General features: G+C 70.6%; 23 protein-coding genes and 1 tRNA gene. 12 read left to right on the forward strand and 12 right to left on the reverse strand.

Annotation, left to right across the window (positions count from 1 at the left end; all coding sequences use genetic code 11):
- Positions 1–80: 80 nt before the first annotated feature.
- Positions 81–1,070: an ABC transporter substrate-binding protein gene (locus ACPEH0_RS13430; protein ID WP_359919111.1), complete on the reverse strand. Its 990-nt coding sequence runs from the start codon at positions 1,068–1,070 to the stop codon at positions 81–83.
- 346 nt (positions 1,071–1,416) lie between these two features.
- Here ACPEH0_RS13430 and argG point away from each other — a divergent pair, with 346 nt between their 5' ends.
- The 4 genes from argG (at position 1,417) to ACPEH0_RS13450 (ending at position 6,221) form a co-directional block, all read left to right on the forward strand.
- Complete coding sequence (argG, locus tag ACPEH0_RS13435; RefSeq protein ID WP_366214441.1) at positions 1,417–2,859, forward strand: argininosuccinate synthase; 1,443 nt, start codon at positions 1,417–1,419, stop codon at positions 2,857–2,859.
- A gap of 151 nt (positions 2,860–3,010) precedes the next feature.
- Entirely contained in the window at positions 3,011–3,622 is a 612-nt protein-coding gene (locus ACPEH0_RS13440; RefSeq protein ID WP_366214440.1) for a TetR/AcrR family transcriptional regulator, read from the forward strand.
- Positions 3,619–4,329 (forward strand): hypothetical protein, encoded by a 711-nt coding sequence (locus ACPEH0_RS13445; protein WP_366214439.1) that lies wholly within the window; start codon positions 3,619–3,621, stop codon positions 4,327–4,329. The genes ACPEH0_RS13440 and ACPEH0_RS13445 overlap by 4 nt, the downstream gene beginning before the upstream one ends.
- On the forward strand, positions 4,326–6,221 hold the full coding sequence (locus ACPEH0_RS13450) for a YhgE/Pip domain-containing protein (protein ID WP_366214438.1): 1,896 nt from the start codon (positions 4,326–4,328) through the stop codon (positions 6,219–6,221). Before ACPEH0_RS13445 ends, ACPEH0_RS13450 begins: the two co-directional genes overlap by 4 nt.
- A gap of 3 nt (positions 6,222–6,224) precedes the next feature.
- Here ACPEH0_RS13450 and mnhG read toward each other — a convergent pair whose 3' ends face one another.
- From mnhG to ACPEH0_RS13485, 7 genes are all read right to left on the reverse strand, one after another.
- Positions 6,225–6,581 carry a monovalent cation/H(+) antiporter subunit G gene (gene mnhG, locus ACPEH0_RS13455; protein WP_217528957.1) on the reverse strand — a complete coding sequence of 119 codons (357 nt, stop codon included), beginning with the start codon at positions 6,579–6,581 and terminating at the stop codon, positions 6,225–6,227.
- Positions 6,578–6,850 (reverse strand): monovalent cation/H+ antiporter complex subunit F, encoded by a 273-nt coding sequence (locus ACPEH0_RS13460; RefSeq protein ID WP_217528955.1) that lies wholly within the window; start codon positions 6,848–6,850, stop codon positions 6,578–6,580. The genes mnhG and ACPEH0_RS13460 overlap by 4 nt, the downstream gene beginning before the upstream one ends.
- On the reverse strand, positions 6,847–7,446 hold the full coding sequence (locus ACPEH0_RS13465) for a Na+/H+ antiporter subunit E (RefSeq protein ID WP_366214437.1): 600 nt from the start codon (positions 7,444–7,446) through the stop codon (positions 6,847–6,849). The genes ACPEH0_RS13460 and ACPEH0_RS13465 overlap by 4 nt, the downstream gene beginning before the upstream one ends.
- On the reverse strand, positions 7,436–9,007 hold the full coding sequence (locus tag ACPEH0_RS13470; protein ID WP_064002839.1) for a Na+/H+ antiporter subunit D: 1,572 nt from the start codon (positions 9,005–9,007) through the stop codon (positions 7,436–7,438). The genes ACPEH0_RS13465 and ACPEH0_RS13470 overlap by 11 nt, the downstream gene beginning before the upstream one ends.
- Positions 9,004–9,525, reverse strand: a complete 522-nt coding sequence (locus tag ACPEH0_RS13475; RefSeq protein ID WP_217528951.1) for a Na(+)/H(+) antiporter subunit C — start codon at positions 9,523–9,525, stop codon at positions 9,004–9,006. Before ACPEH0_RS13475 ends, ACPEH0_RS13470 begins: the two co-directional genes overlap by 4 nt.
- A complete protein-coding gene (locus ACPEH0_RS13480) occupies positions 9,522–12,437 on the reverse strand; it encodes a Na+/H+ antiporter subunit A (RefSeq protein ID WP_366214436.1) in 2,916 nt (971 codons plus the stop codon). The genes ACPEH0_RS13475 and ACPEH0_RS13480 overlap by 4 nt, the downstream gene beginning before the upstream one ends.
- 83 nt (positions 12,438–12,520) lie before the next feature.
- Positions 12,521–13,561: a LacI family DNA-binding transcriptional regulator gene (locus tag ACPEH0_RS13485; RefSeq protein ID WP_217528949.1), complete on the reverse strand. Its 1,041-nt coding sequence runs from the start codon at positions 13,559–13,561 to the stop codon at positions 12,521–12,523.
- Positions 13,562–13,626: 65 nt separating this feature from the next.
- Here ACPEH0_RS13485 and ACPEH0_RS13490 point away from each other — a divergent pair, with 65 nt between their 5' ends.
- Positions 13,627–14,841 carry an MFS transporter gene (locus tag ACPEH0_RS13490; RefSeq protein ID WP_366214435.1) on the forward strand — a complete coding sequence of 405 codons (1,215 nt, stop codon included), beginning with the start codon at positions 13,627–13,629 and terminating at the stop codon, positions 14,839–14,841.
- A 6-nt stretch (positions 14,842–14,847) separates the two neighbouring features.
- On the opposite strand, the gene nucS is transcribed toward ACPEH0_RS13490, so the two are convergent.
- Positions 14,848–15,534, reverse strand: a complete 687-nt coding sequence (gene nucS / locus ACPEH0_RS13495) for an endonuclease NucS (RefSeq protein WP_064002834.1) — start codon at positions 15,532–15,534, stop codon at positions 14,848–14,850.
- A 610-nt stretch (positions 15,535–16,144) separates the two neighbouring features.
- On the opposite strand from nucS, the gene ACPEH0_RS13500 reads away from it, so the two are divergent.
- Positions 16,145–16,714 (forward strand): hypothetical protein, encoded by a 570-nt coding sequence (locus tag ACPEH0_RS13500; protein ID WP_366214434.1) that lies wholly within the window; start codon positions 16,145–16,147, stop codon positions 16,712–16,714.
- Positions 16,711–17,388, forward strand: coding sequence for an HAD hydrolase-like protein (locus tag ACPEH0_RS13505; RefSeq protein ID WP_366214433.1), 678 nt, complete (start codon positions 16,711–16,713; stop codon positions 17,386–17,388). Before ACPEH0_RS13500 ends, ACPEH0_RS13505 begins: the two co-directional genes overlap by 4 nt.
- 4 nt (positions 17,389–17,392) lie before the next feature.
- Here ACPEH0_RS13505 and ACPEH0_RS13510 read toward each other — a convergent pair whose 3' ends face one another.
- Positions 17,393–17,599, reverse strand: coding sequence for a cold-shock protein (locus ACPEH0_RS13510; protein ID WP_064002832.1), 207 nt, complete (start codon positions 17,597–17,599; stop codon positions 17,393–17,395).
- Between the two features lie 175 nt (positions 17,600–17,774).
- Between ACPEH0_RS13510 and ACPEH0_RS13515 the strand changes: the two genes are divergently transcribed.
- The 3 genes from ACPEH0_RS13515 to ACPEH0_RS13525 all read left to right on the forward strand — a co-directional run bounded on the left by ACPEH0_RS13515 (position 17,775) and on the right by ACPEH0_RS13525 (position 20,159).
- Positions 17,775–19,421, forward strand: coding sequence for an FAD-dependent oxidoreductase (locus ACPEH0_RS13515; RefSeq protein WP_366214432.1), 1,647 nt, complete (start codon positions 17,775–17,777; stop codon positions 19,419–19,421).
- A gap of 2 nt (positions 19,422–19,423) precedes the next feature.
- On the forward strand, positions 19,424–19,690 hold the full coding sequence (locus tag ACPEH0_RS13520) for a metal-sensitive transcriptional regulator (RefSeq protein ID WP_366214431.1): 267 nt from the start codon (positions 19,424–19,426) through the stop codon (positions 19,688–19,690).
- A 73-nt stretch (positions 19,691–19,763) separates the two neighbouring features.
- On the forward strand, positions 19,764–20,159 hold the full coding sequence (locus ACPEH0_RS13525) for a VOC family protein (protein WP_366214430.1): 396 nt from the start codon (positions 19,764–19,766) through the stop codon (positions 20,157–20,159).
- Between the two features lie 7 nt (positions 20,160–20,166).
- Here the strand turns inward: ACPEH0_RS13525 and ACPEH0_RS13530 are convergent, their stop codons facing one another.
- Both ACPEH0_RS13530 and ACPEH0_RS13535 read right to left on the reverse strand, forming a co-directional pair.
- Positions 20,167–21,198, reverse strand: a complete 1,032-nt coding sequence (locus ACPEH0_RS13530) for an FUSC family protein (RefSeq protein ID WP_366214429.1) — start codon at positions 21,196–21,198, stop codon at positions 20,167–20,169.
- Between the two features lie 91 nt (positions 21,199–21,289).
- A tRNA-Leu gene (locus tag ACPEH0_RS13535) sits at positions 21,290–21,373 on the reverse strand.
- A 143-nt stretch (positions 21,374–21,516) separates the two neighbouring features.
- Between ACPEH0_RS13535 and ACPEH0_RS13540 the strand changes: the two genes are divergently transcribed.
- Both ACPEH0_RS13540 and ACPEH0_RS13545 read left to right on the forward strand, forming a co-directional pair.
- Entirely contained in the window at positions 21,517–22,251 is a 735-nt protein-coding gene (locus ACPEH0_RS13540) for an FhaA domain-containing protein (protein ID WP_064002828.1), read from the forward strand.
- A complete protein-coding gene (locus ACPEH0_RS13545) occupies positions 22,248–22,784 on the forward strand; it encodes an FHA domain-containing protein FhaB/FipA (RefSeq protein ID WP_253035718.1) in 537 nt (178 codons plus the stop codon). Before ACPEH0_RS13540 ends, ACPEH0_RS13545 begins: the two co-directional genes overlap by 4 nt.
- Positions 22,785–22,786 lie beyond the last annotated feature (2 nt).

Below are 22,786 nucleotides of genomic sequence, written 5' to 3' on the forward strand. Positions count from 1 at the left end.
TCCGTGGTGACCGCCGGGGACCGGAATCCGGTCCCCGGCGGTGGTTCGGTGATCCGTACGGACCGTGGGGGTTCCGTCGATCAGTAGGGGCGGGAGTCGAGGACCTCGGCGGCCTGCTCCTGAGTGAACGACTGGTCCTCGACGATCGTGCGCTTCTCGACCTCGTCGCCGGCGACGACGGCCTTGACGAGCTCGGCGGCCTTGTCACCGAGGAGCGGGTTGCACTCGACGATGAAGTTGAACTCGCCGTTCGCGAGGGCGGTCATGCCGTCCTTCACCGCGTCGATGGTGACGATCTGGATGTCCTTGCCGGGGGTCAGACCGGCGGCCTTGATGGCGTCGAGGGCACCCAGGCCCATGTCGTCGTTGTGCGCGAAGAGGACGTTGATCTCTTTGCCGTACTTCTGGAGGTAGCCCTCCATGACCTTCTTGCCGCCGTCACGGGTGAAGTCGCCGGTCTGCGAGTCGAGCACGTTGATGTCGGTGCCTTCGATCGCCTCGTTGAAGCCCGTCGCCCGGTCGAGCGCGGCCGACGAACCGGTCGTGCCCTCCAGGACGACGAGGTTCGCGCCCTTGCCGTCGAAGTTCTCCTTGACCCACTCGCCGGCGGTGCGACCCTCCTGCTCGAAGTCGAGGCCGACCCACGAGGCGTAGAGGTCCTCGCTGGCCGAGACGGTGCGGTCTTCGAGGATGACGGGGATCCCGGCATCCTTGGCTTCCTTCAGGACGTCGTCCCAGCCGTCGACCGTGATGGGGGCGATGACGATGGCGTCGACACCCTGGTTGATGAAGTTGCGGACGGCGGAGATCTGCGCCTCCTGCTTGTTGTCGGCCGCGTTGAAGATCAGCTCGAAGCCGTTCTCTGCCGAGAAGGCCTTCTTCATCGACTCGGTGTTGGCGGCACGCCACCCCGACTCCGACCCGGTCTGCGCGAAGCCGACCTTGATGACGTCGTCACCGCCGCCGCCCCCGTTGCCCCCGGCTCCGGGAGCCGCGCCGCCGGCGCAGCCTGTTGCGACCAGCGCGAATGCCCCCAGCATGGCTGCAGCCGCGAAAACGCTCTTCTTCATCCCAAAACCTCCTTGTTCGGGTCCGGCTCACCGCCGGTGTTCCGGGCCGCCCTGGCCTTCGGATGCTCGAATGTTAGCCTTCACATTTCTCGCAGCGCTAGATTGTGAGCGATAACATTCCGGTAACGCGGCGGGCGGGCAGGGGTATACCTGCGCAGGCGCCAGGCGGCCCGGTCCCGGCGATGTGAGCATTCACATCCCGGCGCACCGACCCGCCGAGCGGAGATTCTCGCCGACACACCGGTCCCCGGCATCCGCTCCCCGGGTGTCGCCCCGGGTCTCCGCCGCAACCGCCCGCGCGTAACCGCGCCGGGGGCCGGACCGCCCGCTCGATAGGATGGAGGCCATGTCGAAGGTCCTCCAGTCCCTGCCCGTCGGCGAGCGCGTCGGCATCGCCTTCTCGGGGGGTCTCGACACCTCGGTCGCGGTCGCCTGGATGCGTGACAAGGGCGCCGTCCCGTTCACCTACACCGGCGACCTGGGCCAGTACGACGAGGACGACATCGCCTCGATCCCCGGCCGTGCCCTGCAGTACGGCGCCGAGGGTTCCCGCCTCATCGACTGCAAGCCGATGATGGTCGAAGAGGGCCTCGTCGCCCTCTCGTGCGGCGCGTTCCACATCCGCTCCGGCGGGCGCACCTACTTCAACACGACGCCGATCGGCCGCGCCGTGACGGGCACGATGCTCGTCCGCGCCATGAAGGAGGACGGCGTCGACATCTGGGGCGACGGCTCCACCTACAAGGGCAACGACATCGAGCGGTTCTACCGCTACGGCCTGCTGGCGAACCCGGCCCTGCGCATCTACAAGCCGTGGCTGGATGCCGACTTCGTCACCGAACTCGGCGGCCGCACCGAGATGAGCGAGTGGCTCGTCGCGCATGGCTTCCCCTACCGCGACTCGGTCGAGAAGGCCTACTCCACCGACGCGAACATCTGGGGCGCGACGCACGAGGCGAAGACGCTCGAGCACCTCGACGTGTCGCTCGAGATCGTCGAGCCCATCATGGGCGTCCGCTTCTGGGACCCCGAGGTCGAGATCGCGGCCGAGGACGTGTCGATCACGTTCGAGGCGGGTCGCCCCGTCGCGATCAACGGTGTCGAGTACGCGGATGCCGTGGCCCTGGTCATGGAGGCGAACGCGATCGGCGGGCGCCACGGCCTCGGGATGAGCGACCAGATCGAGAACCGCATCATCGAGGCGAAGTCCCGCGGCGTCTACGAAGCCCCGGGCATGGCGCTGCTGTTCATCGCGTACGAGCGCCTGGTCAACGGCATCCTCAACGAGGACACCCTCGCCACGTACCACGAGCAGGGCCGGCGTCTCGGTCGGCTCATGTACGAGGGCCGCTGGCTCGAGCCGCAGTCGTTCATGCTGCGCGAGTCGATTCAGCGCTGGGTGGGGTCCGCGATCAGCGGCACCGTGACCCTGCGTCTGCGCCGCGGCGAGGACTACACGATCCTGAACACCGAGAGCCGCAACCTGTCGTACTCGCCCGAGAAGCTCTCGATGGAGCGCGTCGGCGACGCCGCGTTCGGCCCGACCGACCGCATCGGGCAGCTGACGATGCGCAACCTCGACATCGCCGACTCGCGTGCCCGCCTCGAGCACTTCGTCTCGCTCGGCCTCATCGGCGGTGCGACTGGCGAGCTCGTGGGCGACCTCGAGCGCGGCGGCGCGGCGGCGATCACGGGTCACGCGCAGCCCTTCGACGAGCAGCGCGAGGGTCTCGCCGAGGCCTTCGACGAAGCCGGCGAGTCCGCCTCGTTCGACTTCGGCGCCGACTGAGCCTAGCCCCGCGGCGGGCGGTATGCGACCCGGGTGTGGATCTCGCCCGGGTCGCGGACGAGCCATGTCCAGGTAGTAGCTGAAGAGCGTGCCGCTGTGGGTTCGCTGAATTATCTTGCACACATGTGTGCAGGATAATTACACTGGCTCCGTGACCGACTCCCCTACTCCCCGCCGCATCCGCCGTGACGCCGTCGCCAACCGCGCCGGCCTCCTCACGGCTGCGGCGCAAACCCTGGCGGCCGACCCGAACGCCTCCGTCGACACGATCGCGCGTGCCGCGGGCCTCAGCCGCCGCGCCCTCTACAGCCACTTCGACGACCGCGACGCGCTCATCCGCGAGATGATCCACGCCGGCGCCGAGCGCTTCAACGCCATCGCCGACACGGTCGACGACGACGGCCCCGCGCCGCTCGCCCTCGCCCGGCTGGCCCTCGCCCTCTGGGAAGGCGCCGCGCACGTGCAGTTCGCCGCCGCCGTCGCCCTCGACGACTCCCACGTCGGCGAGACCGCCGCCATCCTCACGCCGGTCCGCCGCCGCGTGCTCGAGATCGTCGACCGCGGCCGCTGCGAGGGCACCCTCCGCGGCGACCTGCACGTCACGACGGTCGCGCGCCTCGTCGAAGAGGCGGCACGCACCGTCATCACGCGGCTGGATTCGAATCGGCCGGATGCCGCCGGTGTGGCCGTCCGCGCGATCCTCGGTGTCGCGGGGCTCGGGTGGCGCGAGGCGGGCGCCGTGCTCGCGGAGGCTCGCGCATGAGGATCGCCCTCGACGCCGTCGCGAAGGGCAAGGACGGCGGCATCCTTCCCCCCACCTCGCTCATCCTCGAGACGGGACGTGTCACCCTCGCCACCGCCGAGACGGAGCAGCGCCCCTCGGTGCTCGGTCTCATCGCGACGGGACGGATGCGTCCGGATGCCGGCACGGTGACCCTCGGCGGACACCGCGGCGCCCGTCGGCTCCGCCGCGTCGCCGCGCTCGTCGACGCCCCCGAGGTCAACGACCCGGCCCCCGACGTCGCCGTCGTCGGTGTCGTCGAGGAGGAGCTCATGTTCGCGGGGCGTCGCGCCGACCCCCTGTCGGCCCGGCACTGGCTCGACGACCACGGCTGGCGCCACCTCACCCGCACACCGTTCGGCCAGGTCCCGGCGGACGACCGCATCCGCATGCTGCTCGAACTCGCGGCGCTCCGCCGCGGCATCGAGGCTCTCGTCCTCGTCTCGCCCGACCGCCACGGCGGCGATCCCGTGCACTGGCAGCGGATCGCCGAGGAGTTCGCCGCCCGCGGCTTCGCCGTGCTCGTCATCGCCGGGACGGCCGCGGCGAGCGCGCTCACCCCGAGCGTGCCCGCGACGCCCGCGCACGTCGGTCGGCCGCGGATCCGCGCCGGCGCCGCGCTGCGCCGCGCGCGCCGCCGACCGGCATCCGTCACCGCTCGCCCTTCGACCGGAGGCATCCGTCCGTGAAGATCCCCGCCCTGTTCGCCGCCGAGCTGCGGCGGCTCACCTCCACCCGCATGCGGGTGATCGCCCTCATCGCCCTGATCCTCGTGCCCGTCCTCTACGGCGGGCTGTACCTGTGGGCGAACCAGGACCCGTACGGCAACCTGTCGCAGGTGCCGGTCGCCCTGGTCGTCAGCGACGAGGGCGCGACGCTCAACGGCAGCGCCCGAAACCTCGGCGAAGAGGTCGCGGACTCGCTGCTCGAGGACGGCAGCTTCGACTGGCACGAAGTGGATGCCGCCGGTGCCCGCCGCGGCCTCGATGACGGCGCGTTCGACTTCGCCGTCACCCTGCCCGCCGACTTCACCGCAGCCGTCGCCTCGATCTCGTCGGCGGACCCGCGTCAGGCCGAGATCGACCTGACGACGAACGACGCCAACAACTACCTCGCCTCGACGATCGGCACGCAGGCGGTCGAACGCATCCGCACCACCGTGAGCGAGAAGGTCGTCCGCGAAGCCGGCCTGACGATGCTCGACGCGCTGAACACCGTGCGCGTGAAGCTCCTCGACGCCGCCGACGGCGCCGGCACCCTGACCGACGGCCTCACGACGGCCGGCGACGGTGCCGACACCCTCGCCGACGGCGCGGGCGCCCTGGCCGCGGGCACGACGAAGCTCGAGGGCGGGGCGACGAAACTCGCGTCGGGTGTCGACACGCTCGCCGACGGCCTGCGCTCGCTCTCCTCCGGGGCCGCGCAGGTCTCGGGCGGCACCGCGAAACTCCGCAGCGTCGCCGACCGCGTCGGATCGGCCGCCGACCGGGTGAGTTCCGCCGTCCCCACCCTCCGCAGCGACCTCACGAGCGCGCTGACCGACCAGGGACTCGACGACGCGCAGATCGCGAAGGTGCTGGACGTCCTCGACCCCATCGGCACCCGCGTCGACGACCTCGACACCCGGGTGCAGCAGGCCGTCTCGCAGATCGACGCGCTCGACGACGGCGCGTCCCAGGTGGCCGCCGGCAGCTCCACGCTCGCAAAGGGGGCGGCGACGGCGGCGACGGGGGCGCACACCCTCGCCGACGGCATCGCGACGGCGGATGCCGGGGCCCACGAACTCGACACCGGCGCGCACTCGCTGGCCACCGGCATCCACCGGCTCGAGGACGGTGCGGGCACGCTCCGCGACGCCCTGCAGGCGGGCGCCGAGCAGCTGCCCGACGACAGCGCGAAGACCCGCGCCGCGCAGGCGGCGACCCTCGCCGACCCGGTGGGTGTCGCCGAGGACTCGCTCACCCAGGCCCAGAACTACGGCGCCGGACTCGCGCCGTTCTTCGCCGCCCTCGCCGGGTGGATCGGCATCTACGCGCTGTTCCTCATCGTGAAGCCCGTGTCCCGTCGCGCGGTCACCGCGCTCCGCTCCCCCGTCCGCGTCGCGATCGCAGGTTGGCTGACGCCGGCCGCCCTCGGCGCGGTGCAGATGGTGACGCTGTTCGGCGTGCTGTCGATCGCGCTCGGCTTCTCGTTCACGCATCCGCTGCCGACCCTCGGCATCCTGCTGCTCGCGTCGGCCACCTTCGCCGCCATCATCCTCGCGCTCAACGTGTGGCTGGGGTCGGTCGGGCAGTTCCTGGGCCTCGTGTTGATGGTGCTGCAGCTCGTGACCGCCGGCGGCACGTTCCCGTGGCAGACGCTGCCGGCGCCGCTGGCGGCCCTGCACCACGTGCTGCCGATGGGGTACGTCGTCGACGCGATGCGGCAGGTCATGTACGGCGGTGTCGCCGGCCGCGCCTGGGCGGATGCCGCGGTGCTCGCGACGTGGCTCGTCGGCGCCCTGCTGCTCGCCGTCGCCGGGGTCACGCGCATGACGTTCCGGCGGACGATGCCCGACCTGCAGCCGAGCCTGATCGGCTGAGACTCAGCCGCCCGCGCCGGGCGGGGTCTCCTTCGCGTCGGCGAGCTCGTCGACGTGCAGGGTCCGCCGGTCGATCGTGCCGTTGCGGTACGCCTGGCGCCCGACCATGTGGGCCGACAGCGGCGCCGTCGCGAACTGGATGACGAGCACGGGCACGAGGAAGGCGACGACCGCCCACGACTGCAGCTCGATCCCCACCGCGATGGCGATCAGCAGGAGCCCGAGCACCTGCGGCTTGGTCGCCGCGTGCAGGCGGGTCGGCACGTCGCGGAGGCGCAGCAGTCCGATCGCGGCCGTCAGGCACAGGAGCGCCCCCGCGAGGATGAGGACGAGCGACACGACGTGCAGGATCTCGGTCATCGCTCGGCTCCGTCCCGGCGGGCGACGAACCGCGCGATCGAGACCGACCCGAACACGCCGACGGCCGCGACGATCAGCAGCACGGGAAGCGTCCGCGTGTGATGGTTGATCGCCATCTCGGCGCCGAGCGCGCAGATGAGGAGCGTCAGCAGGACGTCGGAGGCGACGGCGCGGTCGAGGATCGAGGGCCCGACGATGATCCGCCAGACCGTGAGCAGGGCGGCGACACCGAAGACGGCGCAGATGACGACGATCAGGGCGGTGGTCACGAGCGCTCCTCCTCCACGCGGGTGCGGATCTCGGCGCCGCCGGCGCCCGACGCGCGGATCGCCTCGAGCTGGACGGGCGAGCCGACGGCCCGCACGATCCGCGCCTCCCAGCGCTGCACCATCCGCCGCTGCGCGTCGACCTCGGCATCCGTCGCGGCGCCGAGGACGTGCAGGTAGAGGATGCGGCGGTCGCGGTCGGTCTCGAGGACGAGCGAACCGGGGATGAGGGATGCCGTGACCCCGACGTGCGCCATGATCAGGTCGTCGTCGGTCACGAGCGGCACCGCGACGACCGAGGCGCCGGGCTGCCGGCCGGGCCGGACGACCTGCCACGCCACGACGAGCGAGCCCTTCACGACGGCGCCGAGGAACTGCACGAGGAAGACGAGCAGCCACCACGGGTTGAGGCGTCCGGAGAGCTCGACCGGAGGCAGACGGAAGACGCTCGTCACGAACACGGCGACGACGGTCCCGGTCAGGAAGGCGAGTACGGTGAACTGACCCCACAGCAGCATCCAGAGTGCGATGAGCCAGAGGAAGAACGGCAGCTGCCGCCAGATGCCGGTCAGCGCGCTGCGCTTGACGTCAGTTCCCATCGTTCACCTCGTCCTGCAACTGGGTGAGGCTCACGGGGTAGGGAAGCGCCGCGCCGATGCTCGCGCAGAGGTTGTAGAGCGGCCCGGCGAAGAGGGTCAGCGCCACGGTGACGGCCACCATGCCCGCCGTAGAGGCGGTCATGATGCGCGGGATGACGCGGCGCTCGGTCTGCACACCGGCGGCGGGGGCGTCGCCCAGGTACGAGATGCGGTCGACGACACCGGACTCCTCGGTGTGGTCCTCCTCCTCGCGCCAGAACGCGAGGTTCCACGCGCGCATCAGCGCCAGGAGCGTCAGGAGCGAGGTCACGATCCCCGCGACGATGAGGGCGTACATGATCGGCGTGCCGACCTCGGCGGCCGCGTTGAACAGCGCGTACTTGCCGATGAAGCCCGAGAACGGCGGCAGACCGCCGAGGTTGATGGCGGGGATGAAGTAGAGGACGGCGAGCACCGGCGCCGCCTTCATGAGCCCCTTCACCTTGAGGATCGACGTGGACCCCGCCCGGCGCTCCACGAGCCCGACCGCGAGGAACAGGGTGGTCTGCACGACGATGTGGTGGACCATGTAGTAGATCGTGGCGCCGAGGGATTCCGGTGTCGCGATCGCAAGGCCGAAGACCATGTAACCGATGTGGCTGACGAGTGTGAACGACAGGATGCGTTTGAGCTCGGCCTGCGCGACGGCGCCGAGGATGCCGACCACCATCGTCGCGAGCGCCACGATCAGCAGCAGCTGGTTGACGTCGTTCTCTCGGAAGATCTGCGTCTCGGTGCGGATCATCGCGTAGACGCCGACCTTCGTCAGCAGGCCCGCGAACACCGCCGTGACCGGCGCCGGCGCGGTCGGGTACGAGTCGGGCAACCAGAACGACAGCGGGAAGACCGCCGCCTTGATGCTGAAGGCGAGCAGCAGCATCAGGTGAAGGACGAGCTGCACCTCGTCGGGGAGCTCCCCCATCCGGTCCGCCAGCTGGGCCATGTTCACGGTGCCGAGCGCGCCGTAGATGGCGGCGATCGCGGCGAGGAAGAGGATCGACGAGACGAGCGACACGACGATGTAGACGACGCCGGTGCGGATGCGGGACTCGGTGGACCCGAGCGTGATGAGCACGTACGACGCGACCAGCAGGATCTCGAAGCCGACGTAGAGGTTGAAGAGGTCGCCCGCGATGAACGCGTTGAAGATGCCCGCCGCGAGGATCAGGTACGACGGGTGGAAGATCGAGACCGGGGTCTCCTCGTCGCCATCGGCCGCACCCTGGCCGACCGAGAAGAGCAGGACCGCGAGCAGCACGATGCTCGAGACGAGCACGAGCAGCGCCGCGAGGCGGTCGACGTACAGCACGATGCCGAACGGGATCGGCCATCCGCCGACCGACACCGCCAGCGGCATCCCGCTCACATCCACGTAGTACAGCAGCACGGCCGCGACGGCGGCGGCGACCGTGAGGGTCACGATCGAGACGCCCACCTGCACGCGGCGGCGGCGGCCGAAAATCAGCGCGATCCCCGCGCCGAGCAGTGGCAGGGTGACCAGGAGCGGGACGAGCGCGGTCATCGCGGGCCTCCCGGGGTGTCCGTCGGGGCGTCGTCGCGCAGTTCGGCGATGTCCTGCGCGTGGAGGATCACGATGGGCGAGGTCTCCGTCCCGATGAAGTCGGTCGTGGCGTCGTCGTCCTCGTCCGTGATCTCGTCGTCCATCGTCTCCTCGTCGCGGGCGCCGCGCTCGCGCACCTCGCGGTCGGCCTCGTCGTCGATGACGGTGTCGGCCTGACCGAGCTGCCAGGAGCGGTAGATGAGGGCGAGCAGGAAGGACGAGATCGCGAACGTGATGACGATGGCGGTCAACGAGAGCGCCTGCGGCAGCGGGTCGCTGAAGGACTCCCCCTCGCCGGCGCTGCCGTAGAAGGGTGCGACACCCGGGGCGCCCATGACGACGAGCAGGAAGAGGTTGGCGGCGTTGCCGAGCAGCAGGAAGCCGATGAGGACGCGCGTGAGGCTGCGCTCGAGCATCGCGTACACCCCGGCGGCGAACAGCACCCCCATGATGATGACGAGGACGAGCGAAACGGTCATGCGGTCACCCGCTCCCGCTGCGCCTGCGTCTGCCGGTCGACCTCGGCGCCGAGCGACCGCAGCACGTCGAGGACGAGCCCGATGACGACGAGGTAGACGCCGACGTCGAAGATCGTCGAGGTCACGAACTCGACCTCCCCGAGGAGCGGCAGTTCGGCCTTCCAGTAGGTGCTGGTCAGCGGTGCGGCGCCGAAGAACAGGGGCACGATCGCGCACGAGAGCGCGAGGACCATGCCCGCGCCGAGCAGGCGACCGGCATCGGTGGGCGCGGCGGCACCGAGCTCCCACCGTCCGCCCGCCACGTAGCGCATCACGAGGGCCATGCCCGCGACGAGGCCGCCCGCGAAGCCGCCGCCGGGCAGGTTGTGACCGGCGAAGAGCAGGTAGACCGACACGACGATGATCGAGTGGAAGAGGATGCGGACGATCACCTCGAGCAGCAGCGATCGGTTCTCGGGCTTGACCTTCAGCCCGCCGACGAGCCAGGCCTGCCGGGTCGAGCCGGGCGCCGTCGAGCGCGGGCGCGGGCCATCGGCCGTCTCGACGAGCGGACGGCGGCTGCGACTCGTGCTGGTCGGCATCGACGGCAGGACGCGGCTGTCGGAGCGGTTCGTGACGAAGACGAGCGAGGCGACACCCGTCGCGGCGAGGATGAGCACCGAGAGCTCCCCCATCGTGTCCCAGCCGCGGAGGTCGACGAGGGTGACGTTGACCACGTTCTTGCCCTGTCCGATCTCGTAGGCCAGGTCGGGGAACGGACCCGAGACGGGGTCGGCGACGCGGGCCCCCGTGGCGATGAGGGCGATCGCCGCCATCGTGACGCCGACACCGATGCCGATGACGGCCCGGACCACCGGCAGCACCGAGGCGTTATGGTCGCCGAGACGGGCGGGGATGCGGCGCAGCACCAGGGCGAAGGCGATGAGGGTCACGGTCTCGACCAGGATCTGCGTGAGCGCGAGGTCGGGGGCACCGCTCGTCGCGAACAGCAGCACCATGCCGAGCCCCGTCACCGAGACGAGCACGACCCCGGTGTAGCGCTTACGGGCGCGGATCGCGACGAAACCGGCGAGGATCATGACCGGTGCCGCCAGCAGCTGGGCCGGGCTCTGCCACGCGTCGACCGCGAAGCGCCATTCCGTACCGGCGAGCAGCGCCGTAGCCTCCGCCGCGACGAACACGACGAAGATCGTGCCCACGTAGAACGGCAGCGAGCCGCGCTGGGTGAGCGAGGTGGTCCAGACCGAGATGCGGGCGATGCCGCGCAGGGACAGGTTGTAGACGTCGTTCGCCGTGAACGGCATGACACGCGCCTTCAGCGGGCGCCGCTGGGTGAACCAGAACAGCAGCGCTCCGAGCGCGATCGAGCCGAGCGACAGGAACAGCGCCGGCTCCCACCCGTGCCAGAGTGCGAGGTGGGACTCCTTGCCGCCCTCTTCGAGCGGGATGCCGTCGGCGTACCCGGCGATCGCCGCGTCGACCAGCGGCGCCGCGACGCCGGCGACCATCGTGAGACCGCTCAGCACGACGGGGGCCACGAGGAAGCCGATCGGCGGGTCGGGCCACTCGGTGCGCTCGAGCGGGGCGCCGGCGGCATCCTTCTTCGTCCAGAACGCACCCCACACGAAACGGATGCCGTACGCCGCCGTCAGAGCCGAACCGAGGAGGATGCCGATGAGCGGGATGAGGGCCGCCGGCTCGGTGCCGCCCTCGAGGAACGAGGCGAGCGCGGCCTCTTTCGCGACGAAGCCGACGGTCGGGGCGACCCCCGCCATCGAGGCGATCGCGATGATCGAGAAGGTTGCGAGGGTGGGCGCCTGCCGACCGACGCCCGAGAGCTCCGCGATGTCACGGGTGCTGAGCTGGCGGTCGATGACGCCGACGACGAGGAACAGCGCCGACTTGAAGAGGGCCTGCCCGACGAGCAGGGCGAGACCGGCGAGTGCGCTGTTGCGTTCGCCGTACCCGAGGACGACGGTCAGCATGCCGAGCTGGCTGACGGTGCCGAAGGCGAGGATGCGCTTGAGGTCGGACTCCCGCAGCGCCTGGAAGCCGCCGAGCAGCATCGTGAAGACACCGAGTCCGATGACGATGGGACGCCAGGGGTCGGTGTCGGCGAAGGCCGGGGCGAAGCGGGCGATGAGGTAGATGCCCGCCTTCACCATGGCGGCGGCGTGCAGGTAGGCGCTCACCGGGGTCGGCGCGGCCATGGCGCCGGGCAGCCAGAAGTGGAACGGGAAGATGGCCGACTTGCTGAGCGCACCCACGAGCAGCATCACGATCGCGGCATCCAAGGCGACGGCCTGGCCGCCCTCGAAGATCGGGCCGGTCTCGAGGATCGTCGCGATGCTCGTCGTGCCGTAGAGGACGACGAGCATGACGACGCCGATGAGCATGACGAGCCCGCCGAGGGTCGTCACCAGCAGGGCCTGCAGCGCGGCACGACGGCTCGCGCCGCGCCGGTGGTAGAAGCCGATGAGCAGGTACGAGAGGACGCTCGTGACCTCCCAGAGCATGATGAGCACGACGATGTCGTCGGTCAGCACGAGCCCGTACATCGCCCCGGCGAAGGCGAGCAGCACCGCCGAGAACGTCGCGAGGCCCTCGGTCTTGCCGGCGAAGTACCAGCGGCAGTAGATCATCACGAGGGCGCCGACGCCGGTGACGATGAGGGACATCACCCACGACAGGACGTCCATCCGCATCGACACCTGCACCGCGAGATCCGGGATCCAGATGTATGTCTCGAACGGGATATCCCCGGCGAGCACGGCGGGGCTCTGCCAGGCCGTGTGCACGAACGCGGCGATCGGGACGATGGCCGCGACGAGGAAGGTGCGTGACCCGAGGCGCGCGACGAGTGCCGGAAGGAGGAGGGGCACGAGCGCGAACGCCGCGAGGAGAATCAGCAACCTGGCCTCCTCTGTGCACTCGCGGGGGTCGAGGACTCCAGTCTACCGGCTGACGACCAGCCGGCGCCCGGCGGGTTCCCAGGTCAGGCGGGTACCGGACCGGTCGTGTTCCCGCGTCGGAATGTGCAGGTGAGGGTGAGGGATGCCGGGTCCCGCCCCTCGAGCATCGCGACGACGGCCTCGCCCGCGGCGCGCCCCTTCGCGATCGCGTCCTGCACGAGCGTCGTCAGGGCGTACGGCGCGAGCCCGTCGACCGTGATGCCGTCGAAACCCGTCACGCTGAGGTCCTCGGGGACACGCAAACCTGCCTCCTCGGCCGCGCGGATGACGCCGGCGGCGAGCAGGTCGCTCTGCGCAATGATCGCCGTGGGCCGCTCCCCCTGCAGCAGGACGCGACCGGCGGCGAGTCCCTCGTCGATCGAGCTCGCCCCGACGGCGTAGGCGGGCGCGTCGGGGTAGACCTGCCGCGCGCCGCGCAGGCGGTCGCGGGTGACCTCGACGGCGATTCGGCTGGGGTCGTCGATGAAGCCGCGGGGGCGCGTGGCATCCTTCGTCAGCGTGACGAGGGCCACCCGCTCGTGTCCGAGCGAGCGCATGTGCTCGGCGGCGGTGCGCTGGGCTTCGACATTGTCGAGCAGGATCTGCGGCACGTCGGGTCCGGCGTCGCCCTCGATGACGACGACGGGGATGCCGCGGCGCCCGAGGACGTCGACCGAGGACTGCAGGATCTCGTTGCACCCGAGCAGGATCGCGGCGTCGACCGGCGCCGTCGTGAGCGTGGGCGCCGACTCGACGGGTCCCTCGTCGTGGAGGAGCAGGACGCCGGCGCCGATGGGCGCGAGCGCATCGGTGAGACCGTCCATCATCGCCGCGGTGACGGGGTCGCGGAACGCGGACGCGAGGCGCTCGCGGAAGAGCACGGCGACGACGCCGGCACGTCCGGTGCGCAGCGATGCCGCCCGCGGATCCGGTCCGCTGTACCCGAGGGCCTCGGCCGCTTGCAGCACTTTGGCGCGGGTGGCGTCCGACACGGACACCTTGCCGCTGAAGACGACGGATGCCGTCGATGCCGACACCCCGGCTTCACGCGCGACGTCGGAGATCGTCGCTCGGCGGCTGCTCATCTTTCGATCGTAGCCGCACGGATCCGATTCTCGAATCGATTCGGAGATCCCGCTAGAGTGACGCCATGACGTTGCAGCTCACCGCCTCCCGCCTGTGGACCTGGCGCCTCGCCGTGTTCGCGATCTTCACCGCGAGCGGTCTGAGCATCGCGACGTGGGCGTCGCGGGTGCCCTCGATCAAGGCCGCCCTCGGCATTGAGAACTCGACCATCGGCCTGCTCCTTCTCGGCATGGGCGTCGCGTCGATCCTCGGCCTGTCGGTGTCCTCCGTCATCGCCGCCCGCATGGGGACGCGTCGCGGGATGCTGACGGTCATGCTGGTCCTTGCCGTGGGGCTGTTCCTCATCGGCCTCGGCACCGACGTCGCGCCCTCGCTCCTGCTCGTCCTCATCGGGCTCGCCCTCTTCGGGTTCGGAAACGGCGCGCTCGACGTGCTCATGAACGTCGACGGTGCGGCGATCGAGGTCGAGGTGGGCAAGACGATCCTGCCGCTGTTCCACGCCTTCTTCAGCCTCGGCACCGTCATCGGCGCCGGCATCGGCGCGCTGGTGGCCGGTGCACGCATCGGCGTCTTCCCGCACACCGCCGTGATCGCCGTCGCGATCGTCGTCCTCGCGGTCGTCGCCTTCGCGTACGTGCCGCAGCGCGACTTCGGCGCCCCGGACGCGGCACCCAGCGGGTGGCGTTCGCGGCTGGCGGCCGCGCTGTCGGCGTGGCGCGAACCGCGCACCTACGTGCTGGGCGTGGTCATGCTCGGTATGGCATTCGCCGAGGGCGGCGCGAACGACTGGATGGCCCTCGGCGTGAGCGAGGACCACGAGGGCGGCGTCGCACTCGGCGCCGCGGCGCTCACGGTCTTCTCCGTGGCGATGACCGTCGTGCGGGTCTTCGGCGGCCCGCTCGTCGACCGCTTCGGCCGCGTCGCGACGCTGCGGGTGCTGGCGATCACGGCCGTGGTCGGCATCCTGCTGTTCATCCTGGCGCCGAACCTGCCACTCGTCTTCGTCGGCGCGGCCCTCTGGGGCGTGGGCGCCTCGCTCGGCTTCCCGCTCGGGATGTCGGCCGCCGCCGACGACCCCGAGCACGCAGCTGCGCGGGTGAGCGCCGCCGCGACCATCGGCTACGTCGCATTCCTGTGCGGCCCGCCGATCCTGGGTGTCATCAGCACGCACATCGGCCTGCTCAACACGCTGTTCATCATCGCCGCGCTGGTCGCGGCGTCGGGGTTCGCCTCGGGCGCCGCCAAGCCCCTGCCGGGCACCCGCGGCACCAGCCACTGAGGGGCGTCAGAACAGACGCGGAGCTCCCGACTCGATGCCCTTCATCTCGTCGTAGTCGAGGGTGACGCAACGGATGCCGCGGTCCGCCGCCAGGACCTTCGCCTGCGGCTTGATCTCCTGAGCGGCGAAGACGCCGGTGACCGGCGCGAGGTGCGGGTCGCGCCCCAGCAGTTCGAGGTAGCGCGTGAGCTGCTCGACGCCGTCGATGTCGCCCCGACGCTTGACCTCCACCGCCACGGTGCCGCCCTCAGGGTTGCGCAGCAGCAGGTCGACCGGTCCGATGGCGGTGGGGAACTCCCGGCGCACGAGCGTCAGGTTCTCGCCGATGACGCCGACCTGCTCCGCGAGCAGCCGCTGCAGGTCGGCCTCGACACCGTCCTTGACGAGGCCCGGGTCGGTGCCGAGCTCGTGCGACGAATCGTGCAGCACCTCGTAGATCCGGATGGTCAGCTCATCGCCTGACTTGGCGTGCGTCACGCGCCACTTCTCAACGACGTCGACGTCGTCCTCGCCGGGCTCGATGACCGTCAGCGTGCACGGCGGGCTCATCCAGTTGAGCGGTTGGTGCTGGATGTCGCGGTGGAACGCGACCGTGCCGTCGGCCTTCACCATGATGAGGCGGGTGGCGGGCGGCAGGTGGGTGTTGAGGCGACCGGTGTAGTCGACGGAGCAGCGGGCGATGACGAGACGCACGGCGACGAGCCTACCCGCGGGCCCGTTCGGGATCGTCCGGGAATGGGCTCCGACGCCCCGTCCGCGGCTGACGGCTCGTACCGTGGACGGCGAGCAGGTGCGCCGGTGGCGGTCCGTCTCCGGGGGGAGAACGAGATCACCACGTCACCGGGCACCGTCGCTGCACGCGGATTCGGGCTCGCGTGCCGCTCACCGCGGTGGTGCCGTGTCGGTGACCCGGGGTCCGACTCGGCACCTCCGCGGCTCTACGATGACGGTGTGGGGGGCACGAGCGACACGAGTGCGGCGCGCATCGACGAGCTGGTCTCGGAGCTCCGCACCCTGCGCGACGCGAGGGGCGTCTCGTACCGCGAACTGGCCGCCCGGATCACCGAGCGGCGCATAGCCGGCGCGAACCCCGCGGCGGCGCGCGTCGCCCACACCACGATCTCGGATGCGTTCCGGCTCGGTCGGCGTCGGCTCAACGCCGGCCTCGTCGCCGAGATAGCGGAGGCGCTCGGCGAGGACGCCACTGCGGTGTCCTCGCTGGCAGGCGCGGGTGGCGCAGGCCGTCGCCACCGATCCGGTCCACTCTCCGGCGCCGGTCACGGAGACACCGCCCCCTCCCGCGGTGGGGCGCACGCCGGGACGCGTGATCGCCGTCATCGTCGCGGGCGTCCTCCTGAACTCGACCGGCAAGTTCGTGAACCCCCTGCTCGGCGACGTGTTCTTCTTCGACATGGCGGGGACGGCTCTCGTGGCCATCCTCGCGGGCCCCTGGGCGGCCGCCTCCGTCGGCGTCCTCTTCATCACCGTCGAACTCCTCAAAGGTCAACTCGTCGACGCGGTGTTCTCGGTGACGATGGTGTCCGCCGGACTCGTCTGGGGATTCGGGGCGTCCCGATTCCGCCTCGCCGCCTCGCTCCCCCGCTTCCTGGGGTTGAGTGCCGTCGTGGCAGCGGTCACCTCGGCGATCGCGGTTCCCATCACGGTGTTCTACTTGGGTGGCTCCACCGACCGCGGGCTCGACGGCCTGCGCGACGTCGTGAGGGGGATGATCGGGGTGAACCCCGAGGTCGCGATCGGCATCGTGAACATCACCATCTCCCTCATCGACAAGATGGTCGTCGGCGCCATCGCGTACGCCCTTGCGGTCCTCGTCCGTCGGACGCTCCGACCCGCCCGTAGGCTGGACGCATGACGACACGCTCCCCCTGGTCCTGCATCCTCTGGGACGTGGACGGCACCATCGTCGATGCATCGGACGGCATCCTCAGCCGACTCGACCGCTGCCTGAGCCACTTCGGGTACCCCGCCCCGACCCGCGCGGAACTGGTCCACTGGATCGGACCGCCCATGTACGACTCGTTCCAGAAGAACGTGGGGATGACCCCGGAGCAGGCGACCGAGGCGGTCACCTACTACCGCGCACTCGGCAAGCAGGACGGGTACACGGCGCGCACGCGGCTCTACCCGGGTGTCGGGGAGCTCATCGCGGACATCTCGGCCGCCGGCATCCCGCAGGCGACGGCGAGCTCGAAGCCGGAGGTCCAGGTCGTCGCGCTGATGGAGCACTACGGTCTGGCCGAGCACATGCAGGCGATGGCGGGCGCGACCCCGGACGAGAAGACCCTCGCCTCGAAGGCGGACATCGTGGCGGAGTCACTGCGGCGGCTGCGCTCGATGGGGGTCGACACGAGCCGACCGATCCTCATCGGGGACCGCCATCACGACATCGATGGGGGCGCGGCGAACGGCGTGCCCGTGATCTTCGTGCGGTGGGGCTTCAGTTGGCCCCACGAGTCAGAAGGAGCGCAGGCGGCGGTCGACACGATGGTCGAGCTCCGCCGCCTGCTCCTCACTGAAGAGGTGTGAAACCTCAGAGGGGACGGATGTTCTCCGCCTGAAGACCCTTGGGGCCCTGTGCGATGTCGAACTCAACTCGCTGGTTCTCTTCCAGCGAGCGGTAGCCCGACGATTCGATGGCCGAGTAGTGGGCGAAGACGTCGGCGCCGCCTTCATCGGGAGCGATGAACCCGAAGCCCTTCTCCGAGTTGAACCACTTGACGGTACCGCTGACGCTCATGAACTGCCTTACTGATTGTTGCCGGCGACACGTCCGCCGGTCGTTCCCCAACCTAGCCCTCGCAGCCTGTGCAGTCACCCCCCACGTGCGAAGGTGACACAAACGTTGCCGGACGTACACCCGGCGTCTGCCCATCCGGCGACTGCAGCGATACCCCCCGGGGTATCATCAGGACATGCGGACCATCATCATCGGAGGTGTCGCGGCAGGGATGTCGGCGGCCACGCGCCTGCGCCGTCTCGACGAACAGCGCGAGATCGTCGTCTTCGAGCGCGGCGCGCACGTCTCCTTCGCGAACTGCGGACTCCCTTATTACGTCGGCGGCGTGATCGCCGACCGGTCGTCGTTGCTGCTGCAGACCCCCGCATCGCTCGCCGCGCGCTTCGCGCTGCGCGTGCACGTGCGGCACGAGGTGACGGCGATCGACGCCGCGTCCAAGGTCGTCAGGGTGCGCGACCTCGATGCCGGCACCGAACGGGACGAGCCGTTCGACGACCTCGTGCTCGCCATGGGAGCGGCGGCGACCAGCGGCATCCCGGGCGAGGGCGTTCCGGTCGCGACCCTGCGCAGCGTCGACGACGTCGATGCGATCACCGAGGTCCTCGCGGGGCTGCGGACGCCGCGGACGGTCGTGGCCGGTGGCGGGTTCATCGGCGTGGAAGCCGTCGAGAACCTCGCGCACCGCGGCGCGCAGGTCATCCTCGTGCAGCGCGGGACGCAGGTGCTGAGCGCCCTCGACCCCGAGATGGCCTCGCCCGTCCACCGTGCGCTGTCGACCGCCGGAGTGGACGTCCGCACCCGGACCACGATCGAGCGTCTCGAGGCCGGCGCCGTCGTCCTGTCCGACGGCAGCCGCGTGCCCGCCGATCTCGTCGTCGACGCGCGCGGCGTGCGTCCCGACGTCCGGATCGCCGAGGCCGCGGGCATCGCACTCGGCCCGACCGGCGGCATCGCCGTCGACGACCGGCACCGCACGAACATCCCGGGCGTGTGGGCCGTGGGCGATGCGGTCGAGAAGACCGACCACCTCGACGGCGCCGCGACCCTCGTCACCATGGCGGGCCTCGCCAACCGGCACGGCCGAGCGGCGGCCGACGACATCGCCGGCTTCGTCACCGCACCCGCGACCCCCGCGCTCGGGACGACGATCGTCGGCATCCTCGGCCTCACGGTCGGGCTCGTCGGCTGGAGCGAGCGCCGGCTCGTCGCGACGGGCCGGGCGCACCGCGTCGTGCACACCCACCCCTTCTCGCATGCGACGTACTACCCGGGTGCCGAGCAGATGGCGATGAAGCTGCTCGTCGACCCCGAGACCGACCTGATCCTGGGGGCGCAGATCTGCGGCGGAGCCGGCGTCGACAAGCGGCTCGACGTCCTCGCCGTCGCCATGACGACCGGGCTCACGGCATCCGCTCTGTCCCAGCTCGAACTCGCGTACGCACCGCAGTACGGATCGGCGAAGGACGCGATCAACATGGCGGGGTACGTCGCCGAGAACCTCGCGACGGGAGCCGACCGCACGATCCAGTGGCACGAAGTGGATGCCGCCCGCGCGGCCGGCGCCGTCGTGGTCGACGTCCGCACAGCCGAGGAGAATGAGGCCGGCGCGATCCCCGGCGCCGTCCTCCTGCCGCTCGACGAGATCCGCGAGCGTCATGCGGAGCTGCCGGACGCGCCCCTCATCGTCCACTGCAGGGTCGGACAGCGCGGGCACACCGCGAGCCGCCTGCTGCAGCAGCTGGGGCACGATGTCCGCAACCTCGACGGCGGCTGGCTCACGTGGACCGACGGCCTCGAGGCCGCCGCGCGCGAGGAGGTCTGACGGTGTCGACGGCGCTCCGGGACGACGAGGCCGTCCGCCGCATCGCGAACCGCCTCAAGCGCGCGCAGGGCCAGCTCGCCGCCGTGATCGCCGCCGTGGAGGACGGCGGCGACTGCCGTGCGGTGGTCACACAGCTCTCTGCCGTGTCGAGCGCGATCGATCGGGCCGGGTTCGCGGTCATCGCCGCCGCCATGCAGCAGTGCCTCGGCGAGGACGACGCCGAGCTGCAGATGGCGGACCTCGAGAAGCTCTTCCTCTCGCTGAGCTGATCGGCGCGTCATCAAGGGACGGGCACCGGCATCCGCTCTGGTCACGCGGGTGACGGCGGTCTACGGTGAGCGGATGACCGGACTCACCCCGTATCTGACGTTTCCCGGCACGGCGCGCGATGCGCTGTCCTTCTATCAGGGGGTGTTCGGCGGCGACCTCGTGCTGAACACGTTCGCCGAGTTCGAGCGCGTCGACGGTCCCGGCGATTTCATCGCCCACGGGATGCTGACCGGCCCGGTCGCGCTCTTCGCCTCGGACGGTGGTCCCGGGGACGAGGCGCTGCAGCTGCGTGGAGTGATGTTCGCCCTGCTGGGGGCTGCGGAGCCGGCTGTCCTCGAGACGTGGTTCGCCCGGCTGGCCGACGGAGGCCGGATCGTCGACGATCTGCAGCTGCGCGCCTGGGGCGACGACGACGGAACGGTCAGCGACCGCTTCGGGGTCACCTGGCTCATCGGCTACCAGGGCTGATCCGGGCTCAGGCCCGCCGGCGGCGCCCGCGGATGAGCGCAGAGCCCACGGCGACGGTGGTCCCCGCGACGATCCCCACGACGGTCTCCCACAGCCGGTCCGTCAGCAGAACGCCGACCGTGGTGGGCGCGGCGAGCTGGACCATGAGCAGGGCGAGCGGCGTGATGAAGACCATCGCGATCGCGTAGTTGCGCCCGACGAAGAGCTCGGCGCCCGCCTGCAAGGCGACGGCGATGAGGATGACCGTGAGGGGCGGCAACCCCAGGGCGAGGATGCCCGCCGCGACGAGCACGCCGAGCAGGGTGCCGATGAGCCGCTGCAGCCCGCGGATGACGCGGGCCTTCACGTGCGGGCCGCTCACCGCAGCGACCGCGCCCACCATCGCCCAGTACCAGTGGGCGTGGAAGAGGAGCAGTCCGGCTGCGCCGGCGAGCACCGTCGCGACCGCGACCGTGAGGGCCATCTCCGCGGCGACGGCGCCCACCGGCATCCGGTTCTTCGTCCGCGTGAGACGGGGGATCCGGCGACCGGTCACCGTCTCTGAGACGAGGGTCACCGCGAGGGAGAAGAAGACGGCGGCCAGACCCACGACGAGGACATGGCCGAAACGCGCGCCTTCTGCAGGGATGGATGCCGTGGCCCCGGCCGCGAACACGATGAACAGCGCGCCGGGCGGGTGCCACTGCGTCGCATACGCGAGCAGGGTCGCCATGGAGGCGACCGCAGCCACGACCACGATCGCGAACGGAGCCGGCACGTCGGCGACCGAGAGCGCGGTGCCGATGAGCATCGCGGCGACCACGACCGTCCCGGCGGCCACCTGCATCCGGACGCGGTCGCCGATGCGATCGGTGCGGCCGTAGAGCGAGGCGAAGGCTCCGAAGCTCGCATAGATGCTGAGGTCCAGGCGACCTATCGACCACAGGACGACGAGGGGGACGCCGACGCTGATCGCGGCCCGGATCGCGACGGTGTGGTCGCGATCGTAAGGGGCGACGCGGATGACGCCGGTCCAGATCCTCCCGCGCGACGTGCTCATCGTACGAGCCTAAAAGCCCGGCTGCATCGCCCGGAAACGACGAAGCCGGTCGGGGTTCTCACCACCGACCGGCTTCGTTTCGCACTGTCTGTGCGCGAGGGGGGAGTTGAACCCCCACGCCCTTTCGGGCACTGGCACCTGAAGCCAGCGCGTCTGCCTATTCCGCCACTCGCGCGAACCCGTGTCGCCACGGGATCAACTTTCCGAGGATATCATGGCGCGAGCCCGCCGGAGAAACGGCCGCAGCTGTGTTCCCCAGACCCTGCCAGGGTCGACAACTAGCATGTGAGCACCGGTCCAGACTGCCTGAGGAGCCCCGTGGGACTACTTGACAGCTTCGAGAAGGGAATCGAGCGCGCCGTGAACGGCGCGTTCGCGAAGACCTTCCGCAGCGGTGTGCAGCCTGTCGAGATCGCCTCCGCACTGCGTGCCGAACTCGATGCGAAGGCCGCCGTCGTCTCGCGCGACCGCATCCTCGTGCCGAACACGCTCGTCGTCCGGCTCGCCCCCGCCGACCACGAACGCATGGGCGCCCTCGGCCGCACCCTGCACGACGAACTCGTACAGCTGGTCGAGGGCCACGCCAAGGCGCAGAAGTACAGCTTCGCGGGCCCCGTCTCGCTCGCGATCAACCCCGACGAGTCCCTGACGACCGGCACCGTCCGCGTCGACTCGCGCTCCGCCTCGGCCGAGGAGGTCTCGTGGCACGGCGTCGTCGAGATCGACGGCACGCAGCACCGCCTCACCGGCAGCCGCACCGTGATCGGCCGAGGGACGGATGCCGACATCACGATCCCCGACGCCGGCACCAGCCGTCGCCACGTCGAGATCCTGTGGGACGGTCGCCGTGCGATGGTCCGCGACCTCGGCTCGACCAACGGCACCCAGCTGAACGGGCAGAAGGTCTCGGAGGCCGCCCTCGAGCCGGACTCCGTGGTCACGATCGGCCGCACGCGCATCACGTTCCGCGTCGTCGCGCAGGCGGCATCCCGCATCCCCCCGCGGCCGCAGGATCCCGCGACCCGCTTGTTCGACCTCGGAGGCCAGGCATGAGCGAACTGACACTCCTGCTGCTGCAGATCGGATTCCTGATCCTGCTGTGGTTCTTCGTCTTCGCAGTGGTCTACTCGCTGCGCGCCGACCTGTTCGGCGTCAAGGTGCGCAAGATGCCCGAGCCGGCACCGGCCGCCGCGGGCCCCGTCGCGACGGCCCCGGCCAACGCCGAGACCTCCATCGTCTCGCCGGTCATGACGCGCCCGGCGGCACCCTCGGGTCCCCAGAAGGCGACGGTCAACACCGTGTCCCGCATCGTCATCACGAGCGGACCGAAGGCCGGACTCGAACTGCCCCTCGGTGACGAGCCCCTGACGATCGGCCGCTCCAGCGAGTCGGGCCTCGTCATCCGCGACGACTACACCTCGAGCCACCACGCCCGCCTCGTCCTCTGGGGTGAGCAGTGGATGGTGCAGGACCTGGACTCGACGAACGGCACCTGGCACGACGGCGAGCGCGTGGCATCCCCCGTCCCCGTCATCGTCGGCGCTCCGATCAAGGTCGGCGCCACGACGTTCGAGCTGCGGAAGTAACG

It is taken from the genome of Microbacterium sp. NPDC079356 (genome assembly GCF_049545465.1).
Taxonomy (GTDB): Bacteria; Actinomycetota; Actinomycetes; order Actinomycetales; family Microbacteriaceae; genus Microbacterium; species Microbacterium gawkjiense.